The organism is Pseudomonas sp. AC016, assembly GCF_979253365.1.
Window position 1 is genome coordinate 3683871 of record NZ_CEEDCC010000001.1, and the last position, 23003, is coordinate 3706873.

At 60.1% G+C, this 23003-nt stretch carries 17 protein-coding genes and 1 pseudogene; 4 read left to right on the forward strand and 14 right to left on the reverse strand.

Annotated elements, in window-relative coordinates; all coding sequences use genetic code 11:
* Positions 1–10 precede the first annotated feature (10 nt).
* Both AC0IXS_RS16650 and AC0IXS_RS16655 read right to left on the reverse strand, forming a co-directional pair.
* Positions 11–2866 carry a DUF2339 domain-containing protein gene (locus AC0IXS_RS16650; RefSeq protein ID WP_057410466.1) on the reverse strand — a complete coding sequence of 952 codons (2856 nt, stop codon included), beginning with the start codon at positions 2864–2866 and terminating at the stop codon, positions 11–13.
* Between the two features lie 231 nt (positions 2867–3097).
* On the reverse strand, positions 3098–5548 hold the full coding sequence (locus AC0IXS_RS16655; protein ID WP_004882701.1) for a glycogen/starch/alpha-glucan phosphorylase: 2451 nt from the start codon (positions 5546–5548) through the stop codon (positions 3098–3100).
* A 281-nt stretch (positions 5549–5829) separates the two neighbouring features.
* On the opposite strand from AC0IXS_RS16655, the gene pip reads away from it, so the two are divergent.
* The 4 genes from pip to mdoH all read left to right on the forward strand — a co-directional run bounded on the left by pip (position 5830) and on the right by mdoH (position 12033).
* Entirely contained in the window at positions 5830–6801 is a 972-nt protein-coding gene (gene pip / locus AC0IXS_RS16660; RefSeq protein ID WP_057410465.1) for a prolyl aminopeptidase, read from the forward strand.
* A 39-nt stretch (positions 6802–6840) separates the two neighbouring features.
* A complete protein-coding gene (gene dtd / locus AC0IXS_RS16665) occupies positions 6841–7278 on the forward strand; it encodes a D-aminoacyl-tRNA deacylase (protein WP_025993906.1) in 438 nt (145 codons plus the stop codon).
* A 257-nt stretch (positions 7279–7535) separates the two neighbouring features.
* On the forward strand, positions 7536–9458 hold the full coding sequence (locus AC0IXS_RS16670) for a glucan biosynthesis protein G (protein ID WP_274605079.1): 1923 nt from the start codon (positions 7536–7538) through the stop codon (positions 9456–9458).
* Entirely contained in the window at positions 9451–12033 is a 2583-nt protein-coding gene (mdoH, locus tag AC0IXS_RS16675) for a glucans biosynthesis glucosyltransferase MdoH (RefSeq protein ID WP_057410464.1), read from the forward strand. The genes AC0IXS_RS16670 and mdoH overlap by 8 nt, the downstream gene beginning before the upstream one ends.
* A gap of 679 nt (positions 12034–12712) precedes the next feature.
* Here the strand turns inward: mdoH and AC0IXS_RS16680 are convergent.
* The 12 genes and pseudogenes from AC0IXS_RS16680 to ubiE form a co-directional block, all read right to left on the reverse strand.
* Entirely contained in the window at positions 12713–14656 is a 1944-nt protein-coding gene (locus AC0IXS_RS16680) for a methyl-accepting chemotaxis protein (RefSeq protein ID WP_191954563.1), read from the reverse strand.
* A 207-nt stretch (positions 14657–14863) separates the two neighbouring features.
* Positions 14864–15727 (reverse strand): methyl-accepting chemotaxis protein, encoded by an 864-nt coding sequence (locus tag AC0IXS_RS16685; RefSeq protein ID WP_449121666.1) that lies wholly within the window; start codon positions 15725–15727, stop codon positions 14864–14866.
* A gap of 39 nt (positions 15728–15766) precedes the next feature.
* Positions 15767–16801 (reverse strand): annotated as a pseudogene (locus tag AC0IXS_RS16690) (methyl-accepting chemotaxis protein); the annotation flags it as partial.
* A 73-nt stretch (positions 16802–16874) separates the two neighbouring features.
* Positions 16875–17582 carry a 16S rRNA (uracil(1498)-N(3))-methyltransferase gene (locus AC0IXS_RS16695; protein ID WP_471825206.1) on the reverse strand — a complete coding sequence of 236 codons (708 nt, stop codon included), beginning with the start codon at positions 17580–17582 and terminating at the stop codon, positions 16875–16877.
* The gene (gene tatC / locus AC0IXS_RS16700) at positions 17579–18379 is read right to left on the reverse strand and encodes a twin-arginine translocase subunit TatC (RefSeq protein WP_004882693.1); all 801 of its coding nucleotides are present in this window, start codon (positions 18377–18379) and stop codon (positions 17579–17581) included. The genes AC0IXS_RS16695 and tatC overlap by 4 nt, the downstream gene beginning before the upstream one ends.
* Positions 18376–18831, reverse strand: a complete 456-nt coding sequence (gene tatB / locus AC0IXS_RS16705; RefSeq protein WP_057409728.1) for a Sec-independent protein translocase protein TatB — start codon at positions 18829–18831, stop codon at positions 18376–18378. The genes tatC and tatB overlap by 4 nt, the downstream gene beginning before the upstream one ends.
* Positions 18832–18835: 4 nt before the next feature.
* Positions 18836–19129 carry a twin-arginine translocase TatA/TatE family subunit gene (locus AC0IXS_RS16710; RefSeq protein WP_004882691.1) on the reverse strand — a complete coding sequence of 98 codons (294 nt, stop codon included), beginning with the start codon at positions 19127–19129 and terminating at the stop codon, positions 18836–18838.
* Positions 19130–19176: 47 nt separating this feature from the next.
* Entirely contained in the window at positions 19177–19509 is a 333-nt protein-coding gene (locus AC0IXS_RS16715) for a phosphoribosyl-ATP diphosphatase (protein WP_096767103.1), read from the reverse strand.
* Between the two features lie 2 nt (positions 19510–19511).
* Entirely contained in the window at positions 19512–19904 is a 393-nt protein-coding gene (hisI, locus tag AC0IXS_RS16720; protein WP_004882689.1) for a phosphoribosyl-AMP cyclohydrolase, read from the reverse strand.
* A 67-nt stretch (positions 19905–19971) separates the two neighbouring features.
* Positions 19972–21591 carry a ubiquinone biosynthesis regulatory protein kinase UbiB gene (ubiB, locus tag AC0IXS_RS16725; RefSeq protein WP_057409727.1) on the reverse strand — a complete coding sequence of 540 codons (1620 nt, stop codon included), beginning with the start codon at positions 21589–21591 and terminating at the stop codon, positions 19972–19974.
* Positions 21588–22211: a ubiquinone biosynthesis accessory factor UbiJ gene (locus AC0IXS_RS16730; protein ID WP_025993915.1), complete on the reverse strand. Its 624-nt coding sequence runs from the start codon at positions 22209–22211 to the stop codon at positions 21588–21590. The genes ubiB and AC0IXS_RS16730 overlap by 4 nt, the downstream gene beginning before the upstream one ends.
* A complete protein-coding gene (gene ubiE / locus AC0IXS_RS16735) occupies positions 22211–22981 on the reverse strand; it encodes a bifunctional demethylmenaquinone methyltransferase/2-methoxy-6-polyprenyl-1,4-benzoquinol methylase UbiE (RefSeq protein ID WP_004882686.1) in 771 nt (256 codons plus the stop codon). Before ubiE ends, AC0IXS_RS16730 begins: the two co-directional genes overlap by 1 nt.
* Positions 22982–23003: the final 22 nt, after the last annotated feature.

The window sequence follows — 23003 nt, forward strand, 5'->3', positions numbered from 1 at the left end:
AACGGTTTCCTCATGGGCTGTTCGGCTCAGCGGTTGGAGCCGTGCCGGGCTCCCCGGCAGTCTGGGTAACGGGAGGTTTCGGCGGTAATGGTGCGAAATATCCCACCACCAGTAGCAGAATGCCAACTCCTATGAACGAGACAATACGTTCCATGCCCCCGCGATTGCCCAGTTCGATGAAGAACAGTTTGATCACCACCACGCCGATCAACGCTGCGCCGCCCAGCCAGATCTGTCGATGGGCGCGCATGTGCCCGCCGATCATCAGTGCCAGTGCCATCAACGTCCAGACGATCGACAGCCCGGCCTGAACGCGCATCGATTCGAGCAGATATTCGGTGTTCCAGGGCACATCAGCCCAGTGATGCGCAGTGCGCATGACCATTGCCGTGACCAGCGCAAAGAGTGAAGCGCCTGCTGTCAGCAGGGGAATATTGCGCGAGCGCGTGTCATCCAGGCCCATCTTCGGCAGGTAATGGCGAGTCCACAGGAAGACGCTAGCCAGCGAGAACAGCAGACCGATTTCCAGCGGGTTGAGCAGTGGGACGTACGGCAGCGGGTCGGCCGCACCGTCGCTGAAGATATTGGCCAGCCAGAACCATGCGAGCATCAATACGGCGAGCGGAGCGGCGGCGCTGACCCGGTAGGCCTGAGGGTAGGTGGACACAGGCCACGGCCATTGGCGCTGCGACGTCATTGCCCACAGGTACAGGCTCGGCACAACGGCCCAACCCAGCCAGCGCCATGCGTTGTACTGGTCGGACAATTGCATCAGCCCGAAGCGCAGCTCCAGGGCCAGTACGGCGATGATCAGCCAGCAGCCAACGACATGTGCAAGGCGAATCGCAAGGCTCGGGGCCAGTTCGGCGAGGCGACGAAGCGAGAGCAGATGCACCGCGAATACCGCCAGCCAGGCGATCCAGCCGCCATCCTGCGCCGGGTGATACTGACTGCCCAGCGAGGTCAGCAGCACAAGGGTGCAGAGCGGAGTCAGTGTGGCGCACAACGTCGCCAGATCGGACCAGCGTAGCCGCAATGCCAGCATGGTCCAGAGCGCGGCACTGGCCGCCGCCGCCATCAGCAGCGCAGAGGTCTGCAGCAAGACAGGCACGAACAACTGGACGACGTTGATGACTGAAAACATCCACCACGCCGCAGCCCAGACCATCAACAACGCTCTGGCCAATTCCTGATCCATCAGCGTCAACGTCTGGTAGCGATGGATGCACCAGGCGCTGACAAAGGCGGCAATCGCCAGAATCATCGCGGTCCAGTAATCACCGTGGAGCAACAGCGATGCGTCCGACAGATCCAGGTTGCTCAGCAGGGTGATGCCGGCAGCCAATTGCAGGAACAGACCAAACGCACGCGCCAATACTCGATGTTGGCGCATGCCCAGCCAGAAGATGGCTGCGCCTTCCACGGCCCAGGCGCAGGTCGTCCATTGCGAACCCAGCCCCAGCGGGATCGCCAGTGTCGTGAACACCACGCCCAGTGCCAGGCAGGTTTCCATCAGCAAGGTGGTTCTTTCCGAGCCGCGCGCTGCCAGCACCCGCGCCAGTCCCATGTAAATCACACCCAGCGCCAGCGCACTGAATGCAGCGCCCAGTTCGAAGTGTTCGACCAGCGCATATTGCAGGCCGAACCCGGCGATAGGCGTCCCGAACAGCAACGTGCCGTCGACATAATCGCCCTGACGCGCCGACCAGCGCAGCAAGGCGTTGCGGCTGTCATCCTGTGGCCCGCCTGCCTGCTCCTGAAGCTTGCGCCGCGCAAACAGCAGGCCGATGGCCAAGTACATCAGGAAAAACAGGATCAGGAATGGTTCGGTGCTCCAGAACAGCTCCGGTGTGTAGGCTTTGATACCCCACGCAAAGCCGATGCCGAACGTGCCGAAAAAACCGATCAGGTTCAGCACGCGCCAGGCCCGGAACCAGGCGATGGCGAAGATACCGGCGTTGAGTAGAGCAAAATAGCTGAACAACGACACATGACTGCCTTGCCCGGTCGAGGCCAGCAGCGGCGCGGCAAACCCGCCCAGTGCGCCTGCGCAGGCCAGCGCCAGCGAATTCTGGGTCAGGGCCAGCACGGCCGAGAACGCCGTGATCGCTACCAATAGCCCGAAGCCCAGAGTCGGGTCGAGCAGCGTGTGCAGTTTCATCGCGGCGAATACCGTCAGGTACAGCACACCGATGCCCGCGCCCTGAAGCATCAGGGCGTAAGGTGCGTTGCGCAGGCGCAGCCACCAGCCAAGCCCCAACAATGCCAGCGCGCTGGCGGCCACACCTGCATAGCGCGCCTCTATGGGTACGACCATGCCTTCGGTGGCGTAGCGCAACAGAAAGGCCAGCCCCAGGAACAGCACGACGATGCCGACCCGCAAAACCGTATTGCCACCCATCAGCCAGCCCATGGCGCCGGATAGAGTCTTTTCGATGAAGTTGGGTGAAGGCGGTGTGGTCGATGCTTGCCTGGTCGTGGCCGTTGCAACTGGGGCAGCGGTCGGCGCTACAGGTGCTTCTTCAGCAGGCAAGTCCCAGATCAGTTCGGGTCCGGTGGTCTGCGCTGCGATGATGACCGAGTCGGCGGGCAGCGGAGCGGTCTGCTGCGCTTCGGCAACGGGTTGCGGGCTTGGAACAGGCGGGTATTCGAGAAGCGTCAGGCGCTGTTGGAGGGATTCGACGGTTTTCCGGGTAGCGAGTAACTCCAGAGACTGCTCTGCCGAGCGTTTGTCCAGCAGATACAGGCGAACTCCCGCCCATAGCCCCCAGCCCATGACCGCACCGATGAGCATGCCTTCCCACTCGTCGTAACTGACCGAGTACCCGAGCACTGCACCGCCCACTACCAGACAAATCCAAAGCACGCGACGACATCCTTTTCGATGTGTGAAGGTTTATCGGTGCGCAGTATAGGGGAGAGAGGGACTCAGCGCGCTCCTGACGTGGAGCGGTACATTCAGTCGAAATGGAGCGTCTGAAAGCCAGTCTTCGTGGACAAGTCCACTCCTACAGGTCGAAAGCGGGTTTCTGCCAGTAGGAGCGGACTTGTCCGCGAAGGGGGCGGTGCATCAGGTTACGGATGTGCCCCCCTGTTTTCAGTCCAGTGCTTTCCAGATTTCGCCCGCGTACTCGCGAATGGTCCGGTCGGAGGAGAACCAGCCCATGCGTGCCGTGTTGAGCACTGCCGAGCGCCACCATTCCTTGGAGTCGTGCCAGCGTTCCTCGACCTTGGCCTGGGCGGCCCAGTACGAGTCGAAGTCGGCGCAGACCAGGAAACGGTCATAGGCCAGCAGTTGATCGACCAGACCTGCATAGCGGTTCGGATCATCCGGCGAGAACACCCCGCCACGAATCGCCTGCAACACATCGTTCAAACGGCCGGACGCGGCAACATCGCCATGTGCGCTGAAGTCGCCTGCCTGCTTGCGGGCTTCGACTTCCTGCGAGGTCATGCCGAAGATGAACATGTTTTCCAGACCGATCTGCTCGCTCATTTCCACGTTGGCACCGTCCAGCGTGCCGATGGTCAGAGCGCCATTGAGGCCAAACTTCATGTTGCTGGTACCCGAGGCCTCAAGGCCTGCGGTAGAGATCTGCTCCGACAGGTCGGCTGCCGGAATGATGCTCTCGGCCAGGCTGACGTTGTAGTTGGGCATGAACACCACTTTGAGCAGGCCGCGTACGGTCGGGTCGTTGTTGACGGTGCGGGCGATGTCGTTGGTGAGCTTGATGATCAGCTTGGCCGAGTGATAGCTGGCTGCCGCCTTGCCTGCGAAGATCTTGACCCGAGGCACCCAGTCCGTGCCCGGCTCGGCACGAATCGCCTGATACAGGGCTACGGTGTGGAACAGGTTCAGCAGCTGACGCTTGTATTCGTGGATCCGCTTGACCTGCACGTCGAACATCGCCGCCGGGTTGACCGCGATGCCGAGGCGTTCATGAATGATCGCCGCCAGCGCACGTTTGCTGTGCAGGCGTTGATCGGCCATTTGCTTGCGGAAGGATGACTTCTCGGCGAACGGCTCCAGCTCCTTCAAACGGGTTTCTGCGTTGTCCAGCACGTCCGGGCCGAGCGCTTCGACCAGCATTTCGGTCAGCTTCGGGTTGGCCTGGAACAGCCAGCGGCGGAAGGTGATGCCGTTGGTCTTGTTGTTGATCCGTTCCGGATACAGCTTGTGCAGTTCGGCAAATACGGTTTTGCGCATCAACTGAGTGTGCAATGCCGAAACGCCGTTGACGCTGTGGGAACCGAGGAATGCCAGGTTGCCCATGCGCACGCGACGGCCGTTGTCTTCTTCGATCAGCGACACCGCGCGCAGCACTTCGAAATCGTGGATGCCCTTGGCGCGCAGCGTGTCGATGTGCTGCGCGTTGATCAGGTAGATGATCTGCATGTGGCGCGGCAGCATCCGCTCCATCAGGCCGACCGACCAGGTTTCCAGCGCTTCAGGCAGCAGCGTGTGGTTGGTGTAGCCCAGGGTGCCGACGGTAATTTTCCAGGCGGTGTCCCACGGAATGTTGTGGTTGTCGATCAACTGACGCATCAGCTCGGCCACGGCGATGGACGGGTGTGTGTCGTTCATCTGGATCGCCGCATGCTCCGGCAGATCGGTCAGCGTGGCGTGCATGTTCAGGTGGCGACGCAGCAAGTCCTGCAGGGAAGCCGAAACGAAGAAGTATTCCTGACGCAGGCGCAGTTCCTGACCGGCTTCAGTCGCGTCGTTCGGGTACAGCACACGGGAAATACTTTCAGCGCGCACGACTTCCGCCACGGCACCAAAGTGGTCACCGGCGTTGAAGCGTTCCAGGTGCAGATCTTCCACCGCACGGGCGCGCCACAGGCGCAAGGTGTTCACGCTTGCACCACGCCAGCCGACTACCGGGGTGTCGTAGGCAATGGCGCGCACGGTTTCGCCCGGGCGCCAGACCTGACGTGTCTCACCGGCTTCGTTGGTGAAGGTTTCAACGCTGCCGCCGAAGCCGATCGAGTACACCACTTCCGGGCGTTCGAATTCCCACGGGTTACCGAAGTCCAGCCAGTTCTCGGTCTGCTCCTGTTGCCAGCCGTCGACCACTGCCTGACGGAACAGGCCGTGCTCGTAGCGAATGCCGTAGCCATGACCCGCAATGCCCAGCGTCGACATGCTTTCCATGAAGCAGGCCGCCAGACGACCCAGGCCACCGTTACCCAGCGCGGCATCAGGTTCCAGCAGACGAATCCGCTCGATGTCCACGCCCAGTTCGGTCATGGCTTCGCGAGCGATTTCCAGCAGGCCCAGGTTGCTCAGGCTGTCGTACAGCAATCTGCCGATGAGAAATTCCAGCGACAGGTAATAGACCCGTTTCTGAACCTTGCGATAAATCTGTCGCGTGTGGTCCATCCAGTGCTCGACCATGTGGTCACGAGCAGCCAGGGCAACAGCTTCGAACCAGTCATGCTCAAACGCATGGTCGGGGTCCTTGCCCACTGAGTAAGTGAGTTTGGCGAGCACTGCGGCGCGGAAAGCAGCCACATCAGCGTCACGAACGAGTGGTTCCTGAGACATCGGTACGACCTCAAGTAGTCTGACGGATTGAAAGATGGGGTTATTAGACTGTAGGCGTGTCGTCAGTTATTTCCTGAAAATGAAAGAAATAATTGAAGACAGAGCTCTCGCTTCGACCCAGCGCGCCTGCGCTGGTTCGCGAACTCTGCAAATTGGCAAAACGCTTGCATTGATCGTTCCACTCGCAACGATGATGTGCAGCATGCTCATTCCTCGTTTCGGGTTTATGATGCCCAACGGCAGAATAATAGAAGCCTCTGAATCGGACTCATGGAGCACATATGCAGACTTTGTACCCGCAGATCAAACCTTACGCCCGGCACGATCTGGCCGTGGAACAGCCGCATGTGCTTTACGTCGATGAAAGCGGGTCGCCCGAAGGCCTTCCCGTCGTCTTTATCCATGGCGGGCCGGGTTCGGGTTGCGATGCACAGAGCCGTCGTTACTTCGATCCGAACCTGTACCGCATCATCACCTTCGATCAGCGCGGCTGCGGTCGCTCCACGCCTCACGCCAGCATCGAAAACAATACCACCTGGCATTTGGTTGAAGACCTCGAACGAATCCGTGAACACCTGGGCATCGAAAAATGGGTGCTGTTCGGCGGCTCGTGGGGTTCGACGTTGTCGCTCGCTTACGCCCAGACTCACCCGGACCGCGTTCATGCGCTGATCCTGCGCGGAATCTTCCTGGCGCGCCAGCAGGATATCGACTGGTTTTATCAGGCAGGCGCCAGCCGCCTGTTCCCCGATTACTGGCAGGACTACGTCGCACCGATTCCGCTGGATGAGCGGGACAACCTGCTGGCGGCTTTCCACAAGCGCCTCACCGGTCCGGACCAGATTGCGCAGATGCACGCGGCCAAGGCCTGGTCCACCTGGGAAGGTCGTGTGGCCACCCTGCGTCCCAATCCACAGGTAGTCGACCGCTTCTCCGAGCCGCAACGCGCCCTGTCGATTGCGCGGATCGAATGTCACTACTTCATGAACAATGCCTTTCTGGAAGCCAACCAGTTGATTCGCGACATGCCGAAGATCGCCCATCTGCCGGGCATCATTGTTCATGGTCGTTACGATGTCATCTGCACACTGGACAATGCCTGGGAGCTGCATCAGGCGTGGCCCAACAGCGAGCTGCAGGTGATTCGTGATGCAGGCCACGCGGCGTCGGAGCCGGGCATCACCGATGCGCTGGTACGGGCCGCTGCACAGGTCGCGCGTCGTCTGCTTGACCTGCCGCCTGAAGAAGCCTGATACCGTCGCGTCCTTGTCGCAGGTCTGAAAAGAGTCTCTATGAAAGCTTTATTGCAGCGCGTGCAGGGTGCACGCGTGGAAGTGGGTGGCGAGGTGGTTGGCGCAATCGATCAGGGCATTCTGGTGCTGGTCGGTGTGGAGCCTCAAGACACTCGGGCCAGTGCCGATAAGTTGCTGCACAAGTTGCTCAACTATCGAGTGTTCAGTGATGCCGAGGGCAAGATGAATCTTTCCCTGCGTGAAGTGGGCGGCGGATTGCTGCTGGTTTCGCAGTTCACGCTGGCGGCCGATACCAAAAGCGGCATGCGTCCGAGCTTCTCGAAAGCGGCGCCGCCTGCGCTGGGTGCCGAGTTGTACGACTATCTGTTGAGTCAGGCCAGGATCGCGCATTCAACGGTTGCGGCGGGCCAGTTTGGTGCGGACATGCAAGTGCATCTGGTCAATGATGGCCCTGTGACTTTCCTGCTTGAAACCTGAGCTAATATTCCGTTGTCTTCTCCCGGATTCATAAGTCCGGGGGGAATAAAATTCTTTGTCATACCTGATGCGTTGTGACGCGTGCTACTGGATAATCGCGCGCAACGGAGATCAGCGGTGGTTGGTCCATCTGGCATGACAAAAGCGGTTCTGACACCAGGTTGGGGAATCATTAGGCCCAATTGGAGTCGGAACAATGCTCGCCAACCCGGCATCGATAGCTGGCCGTTGGTTTCTTCATCTGTTTTCGGCGAGGGTTGCTCGTGATTGTTAGTCCCTGTAATGCTCCAAAGAAATCTGTCAAGCGCCTGCGCAGTGCGCTCCTGGCAAGTTCGGCGCTGGTCTGCCTGTTCAGTGCGGGTCAGTTGTGGGCTTTCAGCCTGGATGATGTAGCGGCCAGAGCCAAAGAAATGGCCGGGCAGAAATTCGAAGCGCCGAGAAGCAATCTGCCCAACGAGTTGCGCGACATGAAGTTCGCGGACTACCAGAAAATCCGTTTCCGTGATGACAAGGCCGAGTGGGCGGGCGACAAGACGCCGTTCAAAGTGTCCTTCTATCATCAGGGCATGCATTTCGACACGCCGGTCAAGATCAACGAAGTCACCGCCACGTCCGTTGACGAAATCAAGTACGACCCCAGTCGTTTCGATTTCGGCGACCTGAAGATCGATCCGAAATCCACCGAAAAACTGGGTTATGCCGGTTTCCGTGTGCTTTACCCGATCAACAAGGACGACAAGCAGGACGAGATCATGACCATGCTGGGCGCGAGCTACTTTCGCGTGATCGGCAAGGGTCAGGTCTACGGCCTGTCCGCTCGTGGCATGGCCATCGACACTGCATCGCCGTCGGGCGAAGAGTTTCCGCGCTTCAAGGAATTCTGGATCGAGAAGCCAGGCCCGGATGACAACCATCTGGTGATCTTCGCACTGCTCGATTCGCCGCGTGCCACCGGTGCCTATCAGTTGACCCTGCGTCCTGGTACCAACACGCTGGTCGACGTGAAGTCGCGCATGTTCCTGCGTGACAACGTCAACAAGCTGGGCGTTGCGCCATTGACCAGCATGTTCCTGTTCGGTGCCAACCAGCCTTCGCGTGTGCCTAACTACCGTCGCGAGCTGCACGATTCGAGCGGTCTGTCGATTCAGGCAGCCAACGGTGAGTGGCTGTGGCGTCCGCTGAACAACCCTAAGCATCTGTCCATCAGCAGCTTCTCGGTCGAGAACCCGCGTGGTTTCGGTCTGTTGCAGCGTGGCCGTGACTTCAGCCAGTACGAAGACCTCGACGACCGCTACGACAAGCGCCCAAGCGCCTGGATCGAGCCGAAAGGTGACTGGGGCAAAGGTACGGTCGAGCTGGTCGAAATCCCGACTGCCGACGAAACCAACGACAACATCGTTGCCTACTGGAAGCCTGAGACCCTGGCCAAGCCGGGCGAGCCGATGGACTTCAACTACCGCATCCACTGGACCATGCAGGAAAACTCGATTCACTCCCCGGATCTGGGTTGGGTCAAGCAGACTCAGCGCTCCATCGGTGACGTGCGTCAGTCCAACCTGATTCGTCAGCCGGATGGCAGCCTCGCATTCCTGGTCGACTTCGTCGGTCCGGTGCTGGCTGCTCTGCCTGAAGACAAGACCATTCGCAGCCAGGTGACCACCGATGACAACGTCGAGCTGGTCGAGAACAACCTGCGTTACAACCCGGTCACCAAAGGCTATCGCCTGACCCTGCGGGTGAAGGTCAAGGATTCCGGCAAGCCAACTGAAATGCGCGCTTACCTGCTGCGTGAGATTCCGGCCGAACCGGGCAAGGAACCTGCACTGCTGGTTGCCGACAAGGCAGAAGACAAGAAAGTCGCTGCCAAGGAAGCTGCTGCCAAGGAAGCCGCCAAGCCTGCGGCAACCAAGGACACGGACCAGGTAGAAATTGCCAAGGCCGATGCGCCGAAGGTCGAAGCCGCCAAGCCTGAAGCTGCGAAAGGTGATGCATCCAAGCCTGACGCTGCCAAAGGTGAAGTTGCCAAAACCGACGCCGCCAAGGCTGACGTAGCCAAGGACAAGGACGGTAAAGAAATCCAGCAGCCTGAAACCGAGGCCGCGCCCACCCATCCGGAACCGGCCAAGACGTTGCAAGTCATGACCGAGACCTGGAGCTATCAGTTGCCGAGCGATGAGTAATTCTCTACCGGTGCCAGTGTCTCTGAACGAGTACCTGGCGCATTTGCCGATGAGCGACGAGCAGCGGGCCGAACTGGTCGGCTGCAAATCTTTCGCCGAGTTGCACGAACGCCTTTCGGCGCAGCCATTCACCGACACTGCCGAGGCCGCCCAGGCTTCGGTAGGCCGTCGCCTGACGCTGTCCACTGCCGACGAATTGCAGGACGCCGAGATGCTCGGTGTCGATGCAAGCGGTCGCCTGTGCTTGAAGGCGACTCCGCCAATCCGTCGCACCAAGGTCGTTCCCGAGCCGTGGCGCACCAACATTCTGGTGCGTGGCTGGCGCCGGCTGACCGGCAAGACCAATCCGCCGAAGCCTGAGCACGACGATCTGCCACGCGACCTGCCGAAGTCGCGCTGGCGCACGGTCGGCTCGATCCGTCGTTATATCCTGCTGGTTCTCATGCTGGGTCAGACGATCGTGGCTGGCTGGTACATGAAAGGCATTCTGCCGTATCAGGGCTGGTCGCTGGTTTCGCTGGACGAAATCACGCGTCAGACCTTCGTGCAGACTGCGTTACAGGTCATGCCTTATGCCTTGCAGACCAGCATCCTGTTGCTGTTCGGGATTCTGTTCTGTTGGGTATCGGCCGGTTTCTGGACCGCGCTGATGGGTTTCCTGGAATTGCTGACCGGTCGCGACAAGTACCGCATCTCCGGTGCCAGCGCAGGTAACGAGCCGATTGAAGTCGGCGCGCGTACTGCTCTGGTCATGCCGATCTGCAACGAAGACGTGCCACGCGTGTTCGCCGGTCTGCGTGCGACCTTCGAGTCGGTCGCGGCCACGGGTGACCTGGATCGCTTCGACTTTTTCGTCCTCAGCGATACCAACGACACCGACATCGCCGTTGCCGAGCAGCAAGCCTGGCTCGACGTGTGCCGTGAAGCCGGTGGTTTCGGCAAGATCTTCTATCGCCGTCGTCGCCGTCGCGTCAAACGCAAGAGCGGCAACCTCGATGACTTCTGCCGTCGTTGGGGTGGTGAATACCGCTACATGGTCGTGCTCGATGCCGACAGCGTCATGAGCGGCGAGTGTCTGACCAGCCTGGTTCGCCTGATGGAAGCCACGCCGGACGCCGGTATCATCCAGACCGCGCCACGTGCCTCGGGCATGGACACGCTGTATGCGCGCATGCAGCAGTTCGCCACACGTGTCTACGGTCCGCTGTTCACTGCCGGTCTTCACTTCTGGCAGCTGGGTGAATCCCACTACTGGGGCCACAACGCGATCATCCGCATGAAGCCTTTTATCGAGCACTGCGCACTGGCGCCGTTGCCGGGTAAAGGGGCCTTCGCCGGTGCGATCCTGTCTCACGACTTCGTCGAAGCTGCGCTTATGCGCCGTGCCGGCTGGGGCGTCTGGATTGCCTACGATCTGCCGGGCAGCTACGAAGAGTTGCCGCCGAACCTGCTCGACGAACTAAAACGTGACCGCCGCTGGTGCCACGGCAACCTGATGAACTTCAGGCTGTTCCTGGTCAAGGGCATGCACCCGGTTCACCGTGCAGTGTTCCTGACAGGCGTGATGTCTTACCTGTCGGCGCCGTTGTGGTTCTTCTTCCTGGTGCTGTCCACTGCCTTGCTGGCCGTGAACACGCTGATGGAGCCGACCTACTTCCTTGAACCGCGTCAGCTGTACCCGCTGTGGCCACAATGGCACCCGGAAAAAGCCGTTGCGCTGTTCTCGACCACCATCGTCCTGTTGTTCCTGCCCAAACTGCTCAGCGTCATTCTGATCTGGGCCAAGGGCGCGAAGGGCTATGGCGGCAAGTTTAAGGTCACCATCTCGATGCTGCTGGAAATGCTGTTCTCGGTGCTGCTGGCGCCTGTTCGCATGCTGTTCCACACCCGCTTCGTACTGGCCGCTTTCCTGGGCTGGGCAGCGACCTGGAACTCCCCACAGCGCGACGATGACTCCACGCCATGGATCGAAGCGGTCAAGCGTCATGGTCCTCAGACTTTGCTGGGCGCCTGCTGGGCAGCGCTGGTGTTCTCGCTGAACCCGAGCTTCCTCTGGTGGCTGGCACCGATTGTGGTGTCGTTGATGCTGTCGATTCCGGTGTCGGTGATTTCCAGCCGTACCGGTCTGGGTCTCAAGGCGCGCGACGAGAAGTTCTTCCTGATTCCGGAAGAGTTCGAGCCGCCGCAGGAACTGATCTCCACCGATCAGTACACCCACGAGAACCGTTGGCATGCGCTGAAGGAAGGCTTTATTCGCGCCGTGGTCGATCCGCAGCAGAATGCTTTGGCATGTGCGCTGGCAACGTCGCGTCACAAGCAGGCCAGGCCGATCGAAGTGGTCCGTATGGAGCGCGTCGAGCATGCACTGAAGGTTGGTCCGGACAAGCTTGGCAATCATGAGCGTCTGATGTTGCTGAGCGATCCGGTTGCCCTGGGTCGTCTGCATGAGCTGGTCTGGAGCGGTGGTCATGAAGAATGGCTGGCTGCGTGGAGAGCTTCCATTGCAGCTGACCCTCATGCGCCGTTGCTGCCACTGCAGCCACTGAAACCTGAGGTACAGCCGGTTCTGGCCTGATCGCCACCCGGTTTGAAAAAAGCCCCTGAAGTGCTGCTTCAGGGGCTTTTTTATGCGCCCGGCTCACGACCGCGCAAGTGACGCCCCACGTCACAAATGGCACAGATTGCGGACTCAGTGAGCCGAGCGCCCGGCTCAGGTCACCTTTGCGCCCTTACGGCGCGCTACTTTGAGGGACCAAAGTAGCCAAAGTCCTTCGCTCCGGTTCCGGCCCCGGCTTCGCCGGGGTTCCTTCGTCCTGACACTGATCGTTCCCACGCTCTGCGCTCATCGTTATACACAAGTCCGGAAGACGCGCAAAACGGGGGCCAAAACAAAAGTGACTGACTGAATGCATACCCCGTGGTCGCAGCAAGACTCGGGTATAACGCTGAGCACAGGCGTGGGCACTTGAGATCACGCTGATCGTTCCTACGCTCCGCGTGGGAATGCCGCTCAGGACGCTCCGCGTCCGCTCTCGAATGTGGCGCAGATGCGTGGACAAGCTCCAGCGTCATCCACGTCATGCGCTCGGCTCACTGAATCCTCAGTCTGTGCCATTTGTGACGCGGAGCGTCACAGGATGCATGCCCACGCGGAGCGATGGGCACGATCAGTGTCGAGGCAGACTTGTGTATAACAATGAGCGCTCTGCGTGGTAACGCCTCTCAGGACGCTCCGCGTCCGGCCTGGCAGGCCATCACCCCACCCGGAATTTCCCCACCAGCGTTTTCAGGTGCGAGCCCAGGCGGGCGAGCTCTACGCTTGAAGCGGCGGTTTCGTTGCTGGCGGAGGCGGTCTGTTCGGAGATGTCGCGCACGTTGATGACGCTGGCGTTGATCTGCTCGGCCACGGTGCTCTGTTCTTCGCTGGCGGCGGCGATCTGTTCGTTCATCTGCTGAATGGTGGCCACGGTGCGGGTGATCTGCTCCAGCGCTCCGCCAGCCCGACGGCTCAGTTCTACGCTGCTGTCAGTCAGGCTCCGGCTGTTGTCCAGCGTGGTTGCAACCTGTTGAGTGCCGGTCTGCAGGGCCTCGATCAGCTCTTCGATTTCCTCTGTGGACTTCTGCGTCCGTTGCGCCAGACTGCGAACCTCATCGGCCACAACCGCAAAGCCCCGGCCTGCCTCGCCCGCACGTGCGGCCTCAATGGCAGCGTTAAGCGCCAGCAGGTTAGTCTGCTGTGAAACCGACTTGATCACGTCAAGAACCCCTACGATCTTGCCGCTTTCCTGCTTGAGCTGATTCATCGCCTGGGTTGAGTTCACGACTTCGCGCGCCAGTTGCTCGATCTGAGTAATGGCCTGGCCGACAACCCGATCTCCGTCCTGCGCCTGCTGGTCAGCCTGAGCCGCCGATTGCGAGGCTTCCTGCGCATTGCGGGCGACCTCCTGAACCGTTGCGGTCATCTCGTTCATGGCGGTGGCGACCTGATCGGTTTCGTCTTTCTGCGTATTGACCCCCATGCAGGTCTGCTCGGTCACAGCCGACAGTTGCTCCGCCGCGCTGGCAATCTGCGAGACGCCGTCGCCGATGCCGCCAATCAGCTCTCGCAGGCTCAGCGTCATGGCCTGCATGCTGTTCTGCAGTTGCCCCAGCTCGTCGCGCCGTCCGGTTTCAAGGTCCTTGCTCAAATCACCCTGGGCGATCCGGGCGGCAGCGATCAGCGTTTGACGCAAAGGCTCGGTAATCTGCCGAGTCATGATCCAGGCGGCCAGCAAGCCGACCAGCAAGGCCAGTGCAGCAACGCCGGACAGGGTTTTTCTTGAACTGTCCGCCTCGCTGTCGCGCCGTGTGCCTTGCAGGGTGCTCAGCTCTGCGACAGCGTTGAGCATCTTGTCACCCAGATCCTCCAGTGTTTCCTGACCTGCCTCGGTCTTGATCTGGATGACCTTGAACCGGGTCAGCTGCTCCCGATACTGCTGCAAGGCCTCATTGGCAGGCACCAGCGCCTGAATATTTTCATCCGCCTGATCCTGCGAGATTTGCTGCATTTCCTTGAGCGCTTCATCAATTGCGGTGACAGCTGCGGTCTCATCCGCTTCCTTGCCGGTGAAGGTGTAGGCCTGCACCTGATAACGGGCAATCTGAATCTGATGCTTGAGTTGCGAGAGGTTAGTGAACTCGTCCATTCGCTCACCGTTGTCCTGCTCCTGACTGACCGCCTTGAGCACTTCCGTCTCTACCTGCGCTACGGCGTTTACCGCTTGCTCGGACTTCTGATCAAGCCGGGCGCGCATCTGATCGCGTGCTTCACGATCGGCCCCCAGGTCGGTGAAGGTCTTTTCCATGAGGCTGATCAGTTGGCTCTGGGACTCGAGGCTGGCAAGAGCGTCAGCTTCATCGCTCTGTTTGCGCAGCGAGGCCAGGAGGGCTTCGATCTCATTGAGTCGGTCGACGACTCTGGATACGTTCTCCGGGGTATTTTCCACTCGGGCGACGATCCGCTCTGTGCGCAAGTCCTTGGTCAGGCTGTTGAGCCGGTCGATTGCGGAGAGCGATTCGGAGCGATCGATCATCGTGTCCAGGCCATGCCAGCCGGTCAACGTAATCGCTAGCGTCAACAGCAGTACCAGGCCGAAACCGAGTGCCAGTTTGAGTTTGACGCTCAGGTTGTCGAGCGTGTGAGTGATCCTTCCAGGCATTGAAATGCTCCTGCGATATGCGAACGAAACCAGATTCTGAACAGCACAGAACCTGCGTTATGAACGCATCGGCGAGGAGTTGAATCGCGTGACCTGAACAGGTCGTAGGAGATTTCCGAGTCGGTCGGGACAGTGACGGGCGTCACTCAACGACAAGGCCGGGCATCTCCGCGCCGTTCAACGGGCGCGGAAATGGCCTGGATGCAATCAGACGGTAAAGCGGCTCACCAGCGTTTGCAGATGAGTACCCAGGCGCGCCAGCTCGATGCTGGATGCGGCGGTTTCTTCGCTGGCAGCGGAGGTTTGTTCCGACACGTCGCGCACGTTGATGATGCTGCGGTTGATTTCTTCGGCCGTGGCGCTCTGTTGCTCGGCGGCCGCGGCGATCTGCTGGTTCATTGACTGAATCGCCGAGACGGTCTTGGTGATATTCTCCAGCGAACCACCTGCGCGGCGCGTCAGGTCGACGCTGCTGGCACTCAGCTCGCGGCTGCTGTCCATCACGCTGGCCGCCTGTTGCGTTCCGCTCTGCAGGCTGACAATCAGGGCTTCGATCTCTTCGGTGGACTTCTGGGTGCGTTGCGCCAGGCTGCGCACCTCATCGGCAACCACGGCAAAGCCGCGACCGGCTTCACCGGCTCGAGCGGCCTCGATGGCGGCGTTCAGGGCCAGCAGGTTGGTCTGCTGGGCGACGGATTTGATCACGTCCAGCACGCTGCCGATCTTCTCGCTTTCCTGCTTCAGCGCGCCCATGGCCTCGCTTGAGTTACCGACTGCCGACGCCAGACGTTCTATCTGGGCGATGGCTTCGTTGACCACGCGCTCACCTTCGCGTGCCTGCTGATCGGCCGCGACAGCTGCTTCGGAGGCTTCTTCGGCGTTGCGAGCGACTTCCTGCACAGTGGCCGTCATCTCGTGCATGGCGGTCGCAACCTGATCGGTCTCGACCTTCTGGTTGTTGACGCCAGCACTGGTCTGTTCAGTAACTGCTGACAACTCTTCGGCCGCGCTGGCAATCTGGGTGACGCCATCACGGATACCGCCGACCAGCTCGCGCAGGCTGACGGTCATGCGCTGGATGGTGCTTTGCAGCCTGCCCAGTTCGTCCTTGCGATTCACGTTGAGGTTGCGGCTCAGGTCACCAGCGGCGACACGCTCCACCACTTCCAGGGTTTCCTGCAGCGGCGTGGTGATCTGACGGGTGATGATCCACGCGGCCAGCACGCTGAGCAGCAGCGCCATAACGGTTGCCGCAACGATCATCATGACGGCATGGTCGCTTTCTGCGTCGCGGCTCTTGTTCTGGCGATCGATCATGTCACTGCTGGTGGCCAGCATTTTCACGCCCAGAGTGGTCATTTTTTCCAGCGCCGCCTTGCTGGCAGCCTGCGAGTCCCGGTATACGCCCACCGCTGCGCGGTAGCCTTTCAGGCCTGCGATGGCTTGTTGCAAGGTGGGTGCGAACTCTGAGGACACATCGCCTGCCAAGGTATTGATGCCGGTGACTGCGTCATCAATGGCCTGATTGGCGTTCTTCTCGAATTCCGGTTTGCCGCTGTAGGTGTAGCCGCGAACCTGAAAACGTGCCTGCTGGATCAGCTTGCTGACGCCCACGATGCCATTGAACGCCAGGATGTTATCTTCCTTGAGCAGCGCCGCTTCGATCTTGTTCGCCTGCTCCACCGCCTTGTCGGCGTTGTCGCCCATCTGGCTGCGACTGCCTTCACGCACTCCGATGGCCTTGGTCATGTCGTCGAACGACTGACGATATTCGCGTGTTGCCTGGATCTGGCCATCGAGCAACTGAATGTTTTCCGGAGAACGCAGCAGGTTTCTGGCGCTCTGGAGGGCGGCGTCGAGTTGATCAAGGTTGGCTTTGACGTCAGTGGCGGTCTCTGCGTTGTACAGCGCTTCGTAGCGCATGCGGTTGATGCGCAGCTGCAGGGTCAGCTCATTGATTTCGGCAATCGCCGTTACGCGATCCCCTCGATCAATCAGGGCGTCGGTGCTGAACCAGGCGGTTGTGGAGATCATCAGGGTCATGATCAGCACCAGACCGAAGCCGATGGCCAATTTCAAGCTGACACTCGCGTTGGCGAGACTTTGAGTTAACCCGCGATACATGACCACTCCTCGATGACTCATTCTTGTGCGTATCCATCCCTATCGGCCAGCCATGACGTAACTGAAGCGATTGAGTTGGATGTCGCCTGTCGAATCAGAACAGTCGTGCTAGGAGTGCAGTGACAGCGGTTTCAACCCGCAAAATACGGTCGCCCAATTGCACCGGCTGCAGGCCTGATTTGCCCAGCAGGTCGACTTCGTAGGGAATCCAGCCGCCTTCGGGGCCGATGGCGAGGGTGACTGGTTCGGTGACGGCGCGCGGGCAGTCCGGGTAGTCGCCGGGATGGCCGGCCAGGCCCAGAGTATTCAGCGCCAGTTGCGGCAGACGGTCTTCGACAAAGGGCTTGAAACGTTTTTCGATCACGATTTCCGGCAGCACGCTGTCGCGGGCCTGCTCCAGCCCCAGAATCAGCTGCTCACGAATCGCGTGAGGCTCGAGAAACGGTGTTTGCCAGAAGCTTTTCTCCACTCGGTAGCTGTTGAGCAGGATGACTTTCGGCACGCCCATGGTCGCGACAGTCTGAAAGACTCTGCGCAGCATCTTGGGACGCGGCAGTGCCAGCAGCAGGGTAAGAGGCAGCTTGGCAGGCGGCTCGCTGTTCAACGAGACCCGCAGCTCGGCTTCACGCGGCTCAAGGCGAAGCACTTCGGCGGTGCCCAGCAGGCCATTGACGCGACCGACCCGCATACTGTCGCCGACCTCGGCCCGATGCACTTCCTGCATGTGCGTGAGGCGACGGTCACGCAGCACCACCCGGTCGGCCGCAATAAAGTCGGCCTCTTCGAGAAGCAGCAGGTTCACGGCTGAGTCGCGGGCGGCTGGTCTTGCTTGTCGGCTTCCTGTTCTTCATCGTCCGGGTGCTCACCGCGTTTCTTGATGAGTCCGCTGCACAGCACGCCCAGTTCGAACAGCAACCACATCGGCACGGCGAGCAGGGTCTGCGAGAAGATATCAGGCGGGGTGAGGATCATGCCGACCACGAAGCAGCCGATGACCACATACGGGCGGATCTTCTTCAGGTACTTCACGTCGACAATGCCGATCCAGACCAGCAGCACCACGGCCACGGGAATCTCGAACGCCACGCCGAAGGCGAAGAACAGCGTCATCACGAAATCGAGGTAACTGGCGATGTCGGTCATCATCGACACGCCTTCCGGCGTCACGCTGGCGAAGAAGTGGAAGATCAGCGGGAAGACCAGGAAGTAGGCGAACGCCATGCCTGCGTAGAACAGGATGATGCTCGACACCAGCAACGGAATGGCCACGCGCTTCTCATGCTTGTACAGCCCTGGCGCGATGAAGCCCCAGATCTGGTGCAGGATGACCGGCATGGACAGGAACAGCGCCACCATCATGGTCAGCTTGAAAGGCGTGATGAACGGCGAGGCCACGTCGGTGGCGATCATCGTCGCGCCTTCTGGCAGATAGACCCGCAGCGGGGCGGACACGAGCGTGTAGATCTTCTGCGTGAAGTAAAACAGACCGGCAAAGATCAGAAACACTGCGGCAACGCAACGCAGCAGGCGTGTACGCAGCTCGGTGAGGTGCGAGATCAGCGGCATTTGCTGATCGTTTTCCGGGGTATCTGCGCTCATGGGGCTCGCGGTGGCAATGACGAATCGTGGGCGGGAGAGTGCGTGACGTCCGGTGTCGTGTCGGCGGCAGGTTTGGCGGTTTTCTCAAGCTTCAGCGGTGCCTTGTCGGCAGGCTCTGCCGGGCCGATCTCGTGATGCGATGCTGGCTGGGCAGCCTGCGGCGCGGTCGGCGGAACGATCGGCTCGTAGGCCACTTCAGGGTGCTGTTGCTGAGCGAACATTTTGCGCGCTTCATCTTCCAGCGAAAGAATGTGCTCGTTGTGCAGCTGCCGACGGATTTCGTCGGCACCGATTTCACGTTCAACTTCCTGTTTGATCGCATTGAAGCTGCGCTTCAGTCGGCCTATCCACAGGCCTGCGGTGCGTGCTGCGCCGGGCAATCGCTCGGGGCCGAGCACCAGCAGGGCCACGAGGCCGATCAACAGCAATTCAGAGAAGCTGATACCGAACATGGTCTTAAACCTGGTCTTTGCGGGTCGGCTCTTCAACTTTGTGCGCTTGCGCATCGATGGTATGCGGCTGGTTCAGAGGCGAGCCCTGGGGCGCGGTGTACGGTTGTTGAGTCTGAGGTTGAGGCTGTGGTTGCGCAGAAGCTTGATCAGCGTTTTTTTCGTCGTCGTTCATGGCCTTGCGAAAGCCCTTGATCGATTCGCCGACGTCAGTGCCCAGACCCTTGAGTTTCTTGGTACCGAAAACCAGTACCACGACGATCAGGATGACGATCCAGTGTTTCCAGTCAAAAATACCCATGAAACAGTCCTCGTAGAAGATTCTTCAAGCTCGAAAGGGGAAGGCAGTCAGTCTGCTGTACGGGCGGCTTTTTCCGCATGACCGGATAGCCCGAACCGGCGGTCCAGTTCATCGAGTACGGCTTGTGGATGCTGACCCAGTGCCGCAAGCATGACCATGCTGTGGAACCACAGGTCAGCCGTTTCATAAATCACGTCGCTGCAATCACCGCTGATGGCAGCGTCTTTGGCGGCAATGATGGTTTCAACCGATTCCTCGCCAAGTTTTTCCAGAATCTTGTTCAACCCCTTGTGATACAGGCTGGCGACATAGGAACTGTCGGCAGCGGCATCCTTGCGTGATTCCAGCACCTCGGCCAGGCGGGACAGCGTATCAGTCATGTTCAATGGCCTGCATGGTAAATAGCATCAGGATCTTTCAAGACCGGGTCGACGGTCTTCCAGCCTGAATTTTCATACACTCGGTAGAAGCAACTTTCACGGCCAGTGTGGCACGCGATGCCGCCGATCTGCTCGACCATCAGGATGACGACGTCGGCATCACAGTCCAGGCGCAGTTCATGCAGCTTTTGCACATGACCCGATTCTTCACCTTTGCGCCAGAGTTTGCCACGCGAACGCGACCAATAGATTGCACGATTCTCGGACGCCGTCAGACTCAGGGCCTCGCGGTTCATCCAGGCCATCATCAGTACGCGGCCGGTCTTGTGGTCCTGAGCGATTGCAGGCACCAGACCGTCGCTGTTCCAGTGAATCTCGTCCAGCCAGTCTTTCATATCTACTCCGGCAGCCGGACTTGAGGTCCGGCGGGTTGAACAGTGTGCCAGCGCCATGCGCTGCTGGCTATCGGCGAACGATCAGATACAGCCCGGCAATGAGCATGATCGCCGCGGGCCAAGCCGCAAGTGTCGGCAGTTGCGTACCGGCTTCGCTGATCACCCAGCCCTGTATGACGCCACCGGCCAGCAAGGCCGAGCCGATCAGTCGCAAGGCCCAGCCGTCCCTGTTCTCGCGCCATGGGTTTGGCGGGTCGGAAGCGTGCGGGCGGGACAGACGCTCCAGCAGGTCGCGGGTCATGTTGGCGATGTGCGGCAACTGCTCGACCTGCGATTGCAGATTGCTCACCAGTGTCTTGGGGCTGACGCGCTCGCGCATCCAGCGTTCCAGATAGGGTTGTGCGGTGCTCCAGAGGTCAAGCTCGGGGTACAACTGGCGGCCCAGACCTTCGATGTTGAGCAGCGTCTTTTGCAGCAGGACCAGTTGTGGCTGGACCTCCATGTTGAAGCGGCGTGCAGTCTGGAAGAGGCGCATCAGCACCTGACCAAAGGAAATGTCCTTGAGCGGCTTCTCGAAGATCGGTTCACAAACGGTGCGTATCGCCGCTTCGAACTCGTTGAGTTTGGTTTCGGCCGGCACCCAGCCTGAATCGATGTGCAATTGCGCCACGCGACGGTAATCGCGCTTGAAGAAAGCGAAGAGGTTGCGGGCCAGATAGTCCTGGTCTTCCGGTGTCAGGCTGCCGACGATGCCGCAGTCGATGGCGATGTACTGCGGACTCCAGGGGCTGACCGTGCTGATGAAGATGTTGCCTGGGTGCATGTCGGCGTGAAAGAAGCTGTCGCGGAAGATCTGGGTGAAAAAGATTTCCACTCCGCGCTCGGCGAGCAGTTTCATGTCGGTACGCTGATCGGCCAGGGTCGCCAGATCGGTCACCTGAACGCCGTAGATGCGTTCCATGACCAGCACTTTCGGGCGACACCAGTCCCAGTAGACTTGCGGCACATACAACAGCTCGGAGCCTTCGAAATTGCGGCGCAACTGGCTTGAGTTGGCGGCTTCGCGCAGCAGGTCCAGTTCGTCGTAGATGGTTTTCTCGTAGTCCATCACCACTTGCACCGGGTGCAGCAATCGCGCATCGGCTGATAGGCGCTCGGCGGTGCGGGCCAGGATGAACAGCCACGCCAGATCCTGGCCGATGATCGGCTTCAGGCCGGGGCGCACCACCTTGACCACAACCTCTTCGCCGGTCTTCAGACGAGCGGCGTGTACCTGCGCGACCGAAGCCGACGCCAGGGGTGTTTCATCGAAGCGGCTGAACACGTCGCAGATTTTCGCGCCAAGCTGTTCTTCGATCAGCTTGATGGCCAGATTCTGGTCGAACGGCGGTACGCGGTCCTGCAACAGCATCAGTTCGTCGGCAATGTCCTCGGGCAACAGGTCGCGGCGGGTCGAAAGCAGTTGGCCGAACTTGATGAAAATCGGCCCCAGATCCTGAAGGGCCAGACGGAAGCGTGCGCCACGGCTCAGCTCCGATTTGCTGCGCGGCAGCCAGCGCCACGGCAGCACGAAACGAACTGCCAGCATCCACCACGGCAGGGGCAGGGCGAACAACAAGTCATCGAGGCGGTAGCGGATAACGACACGTTGAATGCGAAACAGACGGCGGACGGCAAGCAGCTTCATGCGTTATCGCTGGAATTGAGGGATCGGGCAAGGCGCGCAAAACGCGCCTCGAGGCGTTCCAGATCGAGCTTGATCTGGTCGAGTTCGGCAAAGCGGGCTTCGGCTTCATGTTTGCCGACCAGGGTGCGCGACTCTTCGCTGAAGTAATCGGCCGCGTTCTGGCTCAGGCTTGCCACACTATCACGCGTCCAGCGCGCACTATTACGTAAATGGCCGCTGAGCAACTGGCTGGCCACAGGACCCAGCCAGCGGGACAGCTCGTGTTCCCAGTCCAGCTCAAGGTCCTGGAGGATTCCAACCAGTTCCAGCAGTACACCACTGTCGCCATCCAGCTCGACTTCAGGACCGTGCAGCACGGCCGTCTTGTCCTTGCTCAGGGCCAGACGCAGCAGGCTCGACGCCGGAGCGCGAAGGGTGCAGTCGGCATCGGCGGCCCATTCAGGGGCCAACAGCAGGCCCTCGTCGCTGGGCAGAATATAGATTTTCAGGGACGGATCGCGGCAATCGATCTTGATCACATGGCCGGACAACCGGGCCAGACGCGGCAGCGCCGTGCTGTCCAGACGCAACACGCGGTTGATACCGTGCTCGACGCTGGCGAGCAGCCCCCGAAGCAACATTACGGTTTGATACCGCGGTGCAGGGCAACAATGCCCGAGGTCATGTTGTGATAGGTCACGCGGTCAAAACCGGCTTCTACCATCATCGACTTCAGGGTTTCCTGATTGGGGTGCATGCGGATCGACTCGGCAAGATAGCGGTAGCTTTCCGAGTCGTTGGTCACCAGCTTGCCCATGAACGGCATGAACGCAAAGGAATAGGCGTCGTAGGCCTTGGACATCAGCTTGTTGGTCGGCTTGGAGAACTCCAGCACCAGCAGGCGACCGCCGGGCTTGAGCACGCGCAGCATGGAGCGCAGGGCGTCTTCCTTGTGCGTCACGTTGCGCAAGCCGAAGGCGATGGTCACGCAGTCGAAATGGTTGTCCGGAAACGGCAGCTTTTCAGCGTCGGCCTGGACGAATTCCACATTGCCGGCAACGCCCAGGTCGAGCAGTCGGTCGCGGCCGACCTTCAGCATCGAGGCGTTGATATCTGCCAGTACCACGTGGCCGGTCGGGCCGACGAGGCTGGAGAATTTGCGGGTCAGGTCGCCTGTGCCGCCCGCGATGTCGAGCACGCGGTTGCCGGTACGAACCCCCGAGAGTTCGATGGCAAAGCGTTTCCAGAGCCTGTGCATGCCGCCGGACAGCAGGTCATTCATCAGGTCGTACTTGGCCGCTACCGAGTGGAATACCTCAGCGACTTTTTCTGCCTTCTGGCTTTCCGGTACATTTTTGTAACCGAAGTGAGTCGTAGGTTCGGCATCGCTGCCTTTGCGCTGATCGTTCATATCGCTTCACCGGAATAGATTG